This window comes from Bacillus haynesii, assembly GCF_001969855.1.
Classification (GTDB): Bacteria; Bacillota; Bacilli; order Bacillales; family Bacillaceae; genus Bacillus; species Bacillus haynesii.
This window is the reverse complement of record NZ_MRBL01000036.1, coordinates 17,806-28,231: the sequence shown is the minus strand read 5'-3', so window position 1 is coordinate 28,231 and position 10,426 is coordinate 17,806. Positions and strand designations below refer to the sequence as shown.

General features: G+C 39.0%; 11 protein-coding genes and 2 pseudogenes. All 13 read right to left on the bottom strand.

Annotated elements, in window-relative coordinates:
• A pseudogene (locus tag BTA31_RS20985) lies at positions 1-473 on the bottom strand (hypothetical protein); the annotation flags it as partial.
• A gap of 5 nt (positions 474-478) precedes the next feature.
• Positions 479-670, bottom strand: a complete 192-nt coding sequence (locus BTA31_RS20980; RefSeq protein WP_076793983.1) for a hypothetical protein — start codon at positions 668-670, stop codon at positions 479-481.
• Positions 671-696: 26 nt separating this feature from the next.
• The gene (locus tag BTA31_RS20975; RefSeq protein ID WP_076793980.1) at positions 697-1,776 is read right to left on the bottom strand and encodes a hypothetical protein; all 1,080 of its coding nucleotides are present in this window, start codon (positions 1,774-1,776) and stop codon (positions 697-699) included.
• A gap of 103 nt (positions 1,777-1,879) precedes the next feature.
• Positions 1,880-2,846: pseudogene (locus BTA31_RS20970) on the bottom strand (phage minor head protein).
• Complete coding sequence (locus tag BTA31_RS20965) at positions 2,839-4,377, bottom strand: phage portal protein (protein WP_076793978.1); 1,539 nt, start codon at positions 4,375-4,377, stop codon at positions 2,839-2,841. Before BTA31_RS20965 ends, BTA31_RS20970 begins: the two are co-directional and overlap by 8 nt.
• Before the next feature lie 3 nt (positions 4,378-4,380).
• Entirely contained in the window at positions 4,381-5,676 is a 1,296-nt protein-coding gene (locus BTA31_RS20960; protein WP_076793976.1) for a PBSX family phage terminase large subunit, read from the bottom strand.
• A complete protein-coding gene (gene terS / locus BTA31_RS20955; protein WP_076793974.1) occupies positions 5,673-6,542 on the bottom strand; it encodes a phage terminase small subunit in 870 nt (289 codons plus the stop codon). The genes BTA31_RS20960 and terS overlap by 4 nt, the downstream gene beginning before the upstream one ends.
• 46 nt (positions 6,543-6,588) lie before the next feature.
• Positions 6,589-6,837, bottom strand: a complete 249-nt coding sequence (locus BTA31_RS20950; protein ID WP_076793971.1) for a hypothetical protein — start codon at positions 6,835-6,837, stop codon at positions 6,589-6,591.
• Between the two features lie 137 nt (positions 6,838-6,974).
• Entirely contained in the window at positions 6,975-8,048 is a 1,074-nt protein-coding gene (locus BTA31_RS20945) for a DUF4145 domain-containing protein (protein ID WP_076793969.1), read from the bottom strand.
• A 76-nt stretch (positions 8,049-8,124) separates the two neighbouring features.
• Entirely contained in the window at positions 8,125-9,048 is a 924-nt protein-coding gene (locus tag BTA31_RS20940; RefSeq protein ID WP_239693255.1) for a DNA cytosine methyltransferase, read from the bottom strand.
• A gap of 110 nt (positions 9,049-9,158) precedes the next feature.
• The gene (locus BTA31_RS20935) at positions 9,159-9,680 is read right to left on the bottom strand and encodes a ParB N-terminal domain-containing protein (protein ID WP_076793963.1); all 522 of its coding nucleotides are present in this window, start codon (positions 9,678-9,680) and stop codon (positions 9,159-9,161) included.
• Between the two features lie 125 nt (positions 9,681-9,805).
• A complete protein-coding gene (locus BTA31_RS20930; protein WP_076793961.1) occupies positions 9,806-10,096 on the bottom strand; it encodes a hypothetical protein in 291 nt (96 codons plus the stop codon).
• Between the two features lie 102 nt (positions 10,097-10,198).
• Positions 10,199-10,357, bottom strand: a complete 159-nt coding sequence (locus BTA31_RS23120) for a hypothetical protein (protein ID WP_167370618.1) — start codon at positions 10,355-10,357, stop codon at positions 10,199-10,201.
• Positions 10,358-10,426: the final 69 nt, after the last annotated feature.

Here is a 10,426-nt window from a genome sequence, read left to right as displayed (position 1 = left end):
TCATTTTTTATTATTCTACTTACTTGTTGTAAACAATAATCTTGATCAAGAGACCATTTCTCATCACATTTTTCGTCAATTTTTGTTGCTATCTCTTCAGAAATTTTCACCCCAATTGACTCATAGTAATCAAAGATATCAGAAGGTCTCTTAATTATTTCTTTGCTAAGATAAGATTTTTGCTCATAGGTATTCAAATTTTTATTTATAGAAAAAATACGCTTGAAAATTTCTGGGTATAGTTCATGTCTTTTAGTAGAGTACAAACTAAAATCATGCATTTTTCTCTCTATATCAAACCTTCTATTTTCAGCATGTTGACTAAGAGCATCTTTATATTTTTCTAACCTTTTTTTAAAAGAATTAGAAATTAAGTTTTTTGAGACTGTTTCAATTATAATGGTCACAATAGAGCTAGTTAAGATAGAAACTGTTATAGGATTAGCGAAAAAAGACTTTACTGATTCAAACATCTTGCTTAAATATTCTCTATTTTAAATAGTGTTGGGAAATCCAATTTAAAATCTTCAATAGCTTCTTTTTTCGCTTTTGTAAATTCATCACCCGTTATAAACCCTTTTTCATTTAAAAGGATAAGGAGAGCATTGGTGTTGATCATGTTATTGACGGCCTCTTCTAACAAATCAAATTCTCCATATTTGATACCCACTTTATACACCCTCTTAATTATGATTACTATTCTAAAGCTTCTCTAGGTACTCTAGCTCTAATTGTTTCTAAGAAATTATGAGTTAGTTCTTCATTGATTAACCCATATTGGGTTATGTTGTCGACAATGTTTCTTTCAATTCTTTCATAAAAATGCCTTACTTTTTCCATTGAATAATTTTCTTTTTTAATGCCTACCTTAGTTTTTCCATTCCTTATTCCAATTTGGACTGAAACTCTATGTTCATTTTCTCCGTAAGTCATGAGGAGATTCATTTTGATCCCAACTAAATCTCTTCCGTGCCAAAAAAGATATTCACATATTGATCGATCATCGATTAGGTCACTACCTCCCTTTACCGTGACTTGTTGGGGTTCTCTACTGCCTTGTATTGTTTCTAATTCGATTTGATATATGGTTCCAACAGTACCCACCTGAGATAAACCATGATAAATATAATCTAAAAATTTAACCGTTCGTGCTGAAAAGCTTCCTCTTAGAGCATCTGTAATTCCAGTTTGGTTTGAATCAAGAGGTCTCACTGCATGATCGAAGACAAGAGTTAATGCAGTTAATGCTTCATTAAATAAATCTCTATCTCCAGTGAAAATAGTAACAATCCCTAACTCACGCTTTATTAAAATTCGAACACTTTTAGGATACCTAATTACTTTAGAATTCATCTCTTCAAAATCATACTCTGGCTTTTTTACAATTCTTCTAAAATAAACTACAATCTCCTGATCATTATATCTTACCAGCTCCAATTGTTGTTTAATTTGTGGTTCATATTCAGGAAGCTCCCTATTGAAATCTTTAGATATATTAAAATCATCGATATTTGTCCTAAGCTCGTCTTCATCAATTAAATTAAAATTTATAATTCCAATATGGGCAATATAACGCCTTTTTGGGACACCAAATTTATTAAAAACAATTTCTTCAATATCTTCTTCCGGAATACGTCTAGCTAAATCCTCAACTAATTCTATTCTGTTTTCTCTAGGGTTAATTCTTTGATCAGGTCTGTAACGTTCAACAAGTCCATTTAGCTCTGGGGCAGATGATTTTCTTATTGCATGTCTTAAGGTAAACCCATCCGGCATAATACACACTCTCCTAGTTAATGGTCAGGATTCAATTCATTTTGTGATTTCGAAACAATATATTTCGAACAATCTCACATGAAATGAAACTCTTTATGCCTTATTATACAATAATCCCCTTAGAAATTTTATCCTTTCTTTCGAAATCTATTTTATTCAGGTCAATAAGCACTTGATTTCTAATACTTTCTTTAGAATAAATATTTAGGTTTAATATACTGTCATCAACAACCGGGCTTAATACACAATGACAATTCACCCGCTCTTTTGCGGATAGTTTTGAATCCCTTGGATGCATACAGGTTTCCCCACTGCCTGGAATCTTGAATTCTTCATCTACTCCAACGATCGTTCCATCGAGAGCCATGTGATTTTCACGCGGATTGTTCTTCTTTCCACCGCTGTGCTTCCACTTTTTTGCAATGACAGCCGGTGATTGAGTATATGCTTCCTGCTGTGCGGCAGAGGAAGCGGCAAGCACTTCAGTTATGGCCGTTGTCCTGGCCCGCGCTCTATCAAACTGCGGCATGTCTCGGAGAGTCAATTCAATGTCCTGAATGGATGATCCGTTCTTGATGGCATCTGTCAGCACATTTTCCACTGCTTCATGAGTATTTAATTTCATGATCTCGGCCAACTTTTTAGACCACCCTTTAATCCAATCAGACGCACGATTTGATAAAGCTTTAAAACGGGACTTCCGGATCCAATGAATCCATGATCACTGAAGCCAGCTCCTCAATGGTCTGCTGCAGAAAACCTGCTGTCAGCTCCTGAAATTGTTCCTCGAAGTCATCCTCCGCAAAAAGGTTCTGCGTAAAAAACATCAAAATGGCTTCTAACGTCTCTTTTGAGTCTTTGCCTACAAAACCACTCAGACCATTTAAAAACTTCTTACGCTGGCGTCTGAGCAATCTGGCGACCTTTTTTTCATATTTCTGAACATAACCGGGTATTTTAGAAAGGCCGGGGAAATCAGGTACAACATCCGTGATTTTTTCTTCTTTGTTTTCCTCGGCTTTTTGAATAAAGGCGTTCAGACTGTATAAAAGCTGATCGATCTTATTCATTTTTCTTCAGCTCCTCGAGAACATCCCTCATATCCTTCAGCAACATGATCAAATCCCCAGACCGATTGTCTTTTGATTTTTGAAAAAGAGCCTGCATCGAATCAGAAGAATTGTTTTGAGCTTTCCCAAGCGGCCGGTTGTACTCATCCTCCGGCCATTCTTCAAGTGTTTTCCCAAGTACACGGCCAGCAAGATCCCGGAGATCGTTGGGAGATACTGCGCCGGCATTAATAAAAGGCCCCAACACTTTGGCAATCTCCATCGGATCACGGAAGTCTGGACCTTTTAAAGTAAGCTGAGCATGATAAATATTCAAATCTGACAGAAACAAATTATTCAGTTTGCCGGTTATGATCTTCCTTTCCGGCTGAAAGACTTGTTCTTCTGTGATTTTTCGAGCGGTGTCCGCGGTCGCCTTATTATACTCGTGTGCTTCCCCTGTATAAAGCGGCGGCAGACGGAAGGCAGAACGCAGCTTGCTTCTGCTTTTCTCGTCATATTCAAGGAATAGGGCGTCTTGCTGCAGAATTTCGCCCAGGGACTTAATATCAACTTTGACCGAGGAAACATCCTCTTCCCCGGTAATGCCCTTTTCAGTTGGTATTCCCTCTACTTCAAGCAGGAGGAATTTATGAGCGTTTTCTGTGCCTTCAAGGTCATTCATGTACTCCTGAAGCTGTTGATAAGAGGATTCAGAAAGCATCCCGTTTTCAACTGTGATGGCTGCCGGGATATGGCGCCCTTGCTTAAAGTACATGTAATTCAGTTCTTCCGCTTTTCTGGCCCCGTATAGATTTACGATATGCCCAATCCAACGGGGAACGCCATAAGCACCGCTGCCGAGCTTGAAGTGAATGACTTCGTTAGCTTGAAGCTCCTCTGGAGTGTTGGCTTCATATTTGCCAGTCCGCAAATTCATAATTCGCGGATCCCCGTATTCCTTGAAGAAGACCTGTTTTTCATCTACCATCTGAACGTACTTCCGGAATCTTTTCTTCCGCTTCATCGTTTTGATTTCATTGTGCTCCCGAAATGTGAATTCTACTTCGATAGGCTCCGTATAGTGGCACACCCTCATGTTTTTAACGTCCAGATATTCAACTCCCGCTGGTTTCCCGGCTCCGTTGCGGAGGACTTCTAGAAATCCGTTCCCAGTTTTCTCCCGGTCTTCTATAGCATACCCGACAACAATTTCGGCCGATTCGTCAAAATGAAGGTAGCGGATAAATTCCTCAAGCCGTGTCCAGTCATTTTCCGCAGCCTGCTTTTTTTCAGACTGTACATCATCCCCATTGATATCAAAGGTGTATTCCACATCAAAACCAAAGCCGAGAATATTTGTCTTATAGGCATGAATGCATTGCTGCAGAATCGTCGAATATTCTGCGATACTTTTCAGTTCCTTCAAATTGTAAGGCGGCGCAATGATGTCATTTTCTTGATAGGTGAACTGATCTTCATAAATCTGTTTGGTCGTGTCACTTGGGGTATTTGCCTTGAACACGGTGGCTTTTACAGATTGTTGAGCCATGCTTTACCTCCTCTCTCTATTTGGCCGCGGCCGGATTTTCGGTTTCTCCTTCAGATCGGTGACCTCGTAATCATCGAGAGCGTACCAGATGGCCGAAAGAGTGTGGGGATCGATCTTGAATTCATCTTCAATGACATTACCCAGCTTGTCCTTTTTATAGGTCAGCGGCTTGAGTTCAAAAATAGTGTTCTTGCATTTGTCGGAGCAAATAATCTTTTTAAACCGCTTGATCTTTTTCGTATACTGCAGGCGCGAACCCTGGTACTTATGGGCTCCCACCATATTGAAACCCTGCTGCCGGAAATACTGAATCGTTTTAGGTTCTGCTGAATCAGCTTTGATCAACTCCTGGGTTTTCTTGAATTCTTGGAGCTCTTCTGCCGTTCGGTCATCCGTCATTCCTCTTTTGTAATACTCCCAATAGATATAGAGGTACTTTTTCTTATGATCCACCGCAAGCCGGACAACGGCATTATAGGATTCTTCAAAACCAAAGTCCATTCCTACCCGCTTGATGGGGCGATCAATGTTTGAGATGGCCTGCATCACTTCATCGTGTGGCCACTCTTCAAACTGAGGAAAAACCCGAACCCCATTCACACCAAAATGACCTTTCCTAGCGATGCGGTAAAGGTCTGGATCGTATTCTTTCAGTTCATCCAGCTGCCTTACATAGCTTTCTGGTAGAAACAAATTATCTTCCGCCGTGGAATGATGATAGTATGTGTCATTTAAAACGATCGTTCGCTTTTCATAAAGCTCTTTATCATCCAGGACAAATCGATTATTCAGATCGTCTTTAAAGAAATGCTTATACGTCCAGTTGTCTTCCCCGACCGGATTCGTGGAAAAAATCATATGAAGCGGCAGCGTAGGATGCCGCAGACGACCGAGAAGCTCTTTAAAGCCTTCATATTTGACCTCTGAACATTCCTCAATCCAAATGATCGAAATGTTATTGATCGATTTCAGTTTGGCCGGTTTATCCAGCCCCTTGAAGATGATCCGGCTGCCATTTGGAAACCTGACCTGCATCGGGGATGTCATACACCTCACAATATGATCAATCTCTAAGTCATTGATGATCTCTTCAAAAAGAGAGAATGTAGAATCCCGGTGAGTGTCATACACTTCACGTATGACTAATACTGTCCGTTTTTCTTCAAGAAGCTTCAAAATGAGCTTGAGAGCAATGTGATAGCTTTTGGATGATCCGTAACCGCCGACGAGCAACTGAAATTTTTGATTCCAGTCAAAAAGAAAGTCTTCGAAATGCGGATTGACTTCTTTTACCGTCATTTGCCGTCACCCTTACGAGTAATTGTGATATTCACAGAATTGTCCACAGGGCGGGCAGTCAAGCGTTCAAGCTCTGCCTGTTTTGTCTCATTGGAAAGATAGATGCCGCGGAGCTTCAATTCATGCTCATCCATTAATCGGATCATATCGTATTTCTGGCGAATGGCCTTCAATCGCTTATCCGTTACCCGGGTGAGTGCCTCCTCGATATTCAAAATATCATCAATAACCCGCATCTCGGTTTCCTCAATTTCGGTTACGACAAGACGCTCATTCATGACTGGGACCGGCTTAACAAGTCCGTTTTTATCCGGGGTCTGAACGATATCCTTCACCTTGCGCATTTGTTGCAGCACGCGTCGCTGCTTTTCAGATAGACCGTTTTCTATCCGGCTGATCCGCTGCATCATTCTCCGCTCCCGAAGGCTCAATTCCCTGATCGTTAAATCAATTTGAAAGAGCGGATCAGTTTCAATTTCTCCAAATAGCTGTCGCTCGTCCTCATTTAAAAAATCCCACATGATCGTTTCATATTCACCGGTACGCACGGAATTTTTATTCCCTTTTGGTGCAGCACCGCCCCTATTCCCTTTTGCATTTTCGTTTCCAGGGGGTGCCTTTCCGCCCTTATTCCCTTTGGCGTTTTTATTCCCTATTGGAGCGCCAGGACGAAAAGGAGCGCTCCCATTCGATTTAGGAGCGCTCCCTTTGAATTTTTCTTCCCATTTATCTGTTGCTTTCCACTTGCGGACGGTGCTGCTTGAGACGCCCAATTCATCCGCGATGTCTTTTAATTTCTTGGTTCCGTTGCTTTCTTTCCATAAACGGAACGCTTCGTCACGTCTTGGATCACGCGGTCTCGCCATTACATTTCACCCACCTCCGCAACCTGAATTGAGTTTGAGTTTGTTTTTAAATTTCTTCATCTTTCTGAAGCTGTATATCGAGCTCGATGAGCTTTTTTAAATCTTCAACAGTGTTCACCTTAATATGGCCGCTTTGAAAATCTTTGACCCATTGGGTGATACCTGCCTGAATAATTTTTCGGTATTTCTCTTTAGATTGACTGATGTTTTCAAGCAATTCAGCACTATGAAGGAGAAGCAGTTCTTCTTTTTCTTCATCGCCACAAGAACGTATGTTTGTATTTTCTATTGCCATTTGCCTGGTCCTCCAATAGAATAGAGATGAGAGCGTGATTTTCCCACGAAACGCGGCCGCGTCTTCATCACGCTCTTACCAGGGTGATGCCCTTAGGTAAGGGAGGGTGTGTTCAGCACCCTCTTTCTAAATTATTATCAAATTATCTCAACAATAAATTCTCCTTGATTAGTAACCATAATTGGAAGATCTTTATTTCTTAAATATGCTTCATTTTTTTTCATTTCAAAATTCCTCTGTGTAAAAAATAAAGGTCCTTCAATTCTTTCTTTATGTTCATCCTTTAATCCCTTTAAAAAATAAGCTATAGATTTTATATATTTTTGTGCAATTTTAGAATTTCTCGGACAAGCATATTTATAACTCGCTTTAAGTTGTATAGATTGTTGAAATTCATCTGTTTTCTCTCTTAGGAATGTTTTTTCATTAATAACTTCACAAGCTGCATAAATCACTCCATAAAACATAGCTCTCATATCATTACCTCTTTGAAGAAAAGGCAGAAGAGACCCATCATCGACAAATTTAGATAACTCTAGAATTAAATTCCTATAGTCTCCTTTGAAGATACCAGCATCTATAAATTCTCCTTCTGACTCTAATTGCGAATAGACTTTTTCTAGGAAATACTCCTTCCCCATGAGTAAGTCACCATCTGTCTCAAATTTATTTATTATTTCGTACCATCCTGACCATTTAATATTAAAGAAATCAATCGAAGGGAGATATATGTCACCATCGTACGGAATAATTATATGAACTTCTATATCACCCGTTGTATAGTGAGCCCATCCAGCAATCCATACTGTTCTTTCATATGTGTTAACTATAGGATCAAATCCTAAGTTGTTTTCTTTAATCTCTTTTAGGCAACTCATCGTTCCCTGTAATATATTTATTATTTTATCTGAAGAAGTCTCAGGTGTCGGACTATGTTTTGCATTATTGTACAGGATTCTTAACTGGTGCAATGATGACTTCAAATCTTCAGATAGCCCAAATTTTGATAGATCATTAATAAGATTAAAGAAATTATCCTTGTTTCTTTTATTTTTATAGATAGACTCTTTCAAAAACCTCTCAAGAAGAGACCCAACATCTTCTATAAAGTTTAAAAGATCTCCAATAGTATGATGAGTTGCTAAAGTCTGAAGCACTTCATTATAAATCCGTGAGACGGTGTCTATAACTAATTCTATTTTATATCTCATTTAAGCTTCTCTCCTTAACATCACTGATTTCTCATTTATTATAATAAAATCAGTTTATTAAAAGATAGACACACATCTATTTTAGCCATTGTAAATAAATTTGTTCTGCAATCTTTTTCATCATGACCGGAGGAACACTCATCCCACAAACATATTGAACAGATGCGTCCATAAAATCATAATCGAGTGGGAAAGATTGCATTAAAATGATATCTCGTACAGAGATATAGTAGGGCTCATCATATCGGACAAAGACCGAACCACTCGCAAGAGTAGGCGGGACAAGGCTATTTTTCACTAAAATCGTATTGAAATTAGATTCTTTCCCTTCAATCCTTTTCGTGATATCACCTATATTGTTATCTGACGGCCTTCTCTTCACCCACCTCTTATACGTTTTTGTATTCTCCTTTAACCTGGAACCCCGCCCGCTCCTAAATTCTTTATAAGGTATAGGACGCTCATTAAACGAGAGCTTTAACTGAGGAAGGTTCAAATCTTTTCTCCTGCCAATAAAAAAGACCCGCTCTCTACGTTGCGGGACTCCCATTGTGGCAGCATTCAACAAGAACAGTTGAACATCATATCCAATTTCCTTGGCCCGTTCAATCACCAGCTTCACATAACCTTTTGCATTTCCACTGACCATTCCTTTGACATTCTCGGCCACAAAGATTTTTGGCCGCAGCCTTTCAACAGCATCAAGGTAATGAAAAAATAGATCATCAAGTGACTGTTTGGCCTGTCCTTCACGAAAGGCTTTTTCTTTTCCCCAGGCCTTTTCCCGATCACCCGCAATAGAAAACACGCTGCATGGCGGTGAACCATCAAAAATATCTAAATCGAACAATTCATCAGGCAGATTTTCCATTTTGTTAAAGTCTCTGATGTCCATAAGAAAAGGATATTTCGGATTATGATTCTTCCTGTAAATCTGCATCATTTGTGAATCGATCTCACAATTTCCCAAAAGGTCGTAGCCCGCGAGCTTATAGCCCATAGATGAACCCCCGCCGCAAGAGAATGTACTGAATACTTTAAGGCCATTTTTCTTGACGTTTTTTAAATCGGCCAACTTCCAACGGTACTCTTTCTTTTTCATGTAATCACCTATTCATTAAATGAAAATCCGCATTTCGGGCAGGTATGTTGGAAATGATCATCTTCATAATCATCCAGGTCTAATTCTTGGCTGTCATTGATTTTTCCTCCGTTTCCTTCATGCTCAGCCAGCTCTCTCAAGATTTCATCTATTTCACTTTCTGAGAAGCCTGTAAGGGATAGATCAAAATTATTGTGCTGCAGGTCTTCTAAAACCTGTTCAAGTTTGTAATCATCCCAATCGCCGCTGATCTTATTTAAAGCCAGGTTGAGCGCTTTTTCCTCAGCTTGATCCAGATTTACAACTGACACCAGAAGGGTCCTCGGCTTTTTTTCCATGAGGATCTTAAAACGTTGGTGACCGCCAACAAGGTTCCCAGTTCTCTCATTCCAGACTAATGGTTCGACTGTGCCAAAACGTTTCATAGATTGTTTCAGTGCTTCGTATTCAGAATCTCCTGGCTGCAGATCGATCCGGGGATTATACGGAGCCGGGTTGATTTTCTCTATTTTTATTTTTTCAATTTTCACTGGTAACTTTCCCCCCTAATAAAGAAGCGCAAATTAGCTATCATAACCTTATTAACGCAAACAAAAATGAGATACCCAATATTGGATATCTCTCCTCTCTATAAAAAATAACTTTTTGACCTTGATTAATATGGCATTCTTTTTTTATTACGAGTAAATATTTTTTGTACAATCACATGTAATTCATTTAGGTGGGGTTTAGACATAATAACCTGAGAAATATCGTTAGAGATTACTTTCCTATTTCCAATTTTAATCCCTTGATCATTAAAAACTTTCGCTACTTTACTTACATTTCCGTGGATAGCATACTCTTTAATGACTTTCTTTTCAAATGTATCTGCATCACACTCTTCTGTAAGCTTAATAAAATTGTTTAATTCCTTTACAGTTTGTTTTGCTTTTTCTAGATTCATGTTATTCCCTCCCACCATTATTATCGGACAATTGATTTTCTAATAGAACCCTTTGCAAAACTTGTCGAATAAAAGTCATCAGTTACTAACACAACATTAAAATCAAATTTTCCGCCTAATCCGGCCATTTACCTTTCTGTATGTGTCCTTCTGAATCCCCATAATCTCTTCCCAGTCTTTTCTGGAAAGCTGCTCATTTTCAGCAGCGCAAGCATTCAGTTTCTTTTTATCATCAACAGACAATAAATCTCTTAATTTCATACTCATTTCTCCTTACCGAATAAACACCACCTTGCGCTATTCGCTTTTTTTATTGAAATGGCTCCAGCA